Origin of the sequence: Pseudomonas sp. IPO3778 (assembly GCF_013386825.1) — a bacterium.
Classification (GTDB): Bacteria; Pseudomonadota; Gammaproteobacteria; order Pseudomonadales; family Pseudomonadaceae; genus Aquipseudomonas.
The window spans coordinates 1-443 of sequence record NZ_JACARC010000085.1; the positions used below are offsets into that span (position 1 = coordinate 1).

The 443-nt window shown below is 56.2% G+C and carries 1 protein-coding gene; it reads left to right on the forward strand.

Annotated features, from left to right (window positions below; all coding sequences use genetic code 11):
- The coding region (locus HX855_RS33075; RefSeq protein WP_218644350.1) for a hypothetical protein at positions 1–249 on the forward strand (249 nt) is incomplete at its 5' end.
- Positions 250–443: the final 194 nt, after the last annotated feature.

Below are 443 nucleotides of genomic sequence, written 5' to 3' on the forward strand. Positions count from 1 at the left end.
CAAGAGCAAGAGCACAGCGGCCTACCGGCCGGCTTGAGTGTGGTGAAGCAACAGCAACAGCAACGGCAAAATCAGAAGCGGGCACGGTCCAAATGTGGGAGCGGGCTTGCTCGCGAAGAACCTGAGGGCGCCGCGTTGAATCAGGATACCCGCTTCATCGTTAACGACCTTCGCGAGCAAGCCCGCTCCCACATTTGGACCGAGTTCGCTTTGGCATTTGCTCCGGCTGAAAGCCAACCCAAGTGGTAGAAGCCAAGATAAAGGCCAGAGCGAAATCCAAATCTGAAGCTGATGCAGCTCTGCTTTTCTGTGGGAGCTGGCTTGCCTGCGATGCAGACACCTCGGTTTTTCAGATACACCGAGGCGATGCCATCGCAGGCAAGCCAGCTCCCACAGGTGACCGTGCCCGCTTTAGCTTTTGATTTGCTTTTGCTTCACCACAC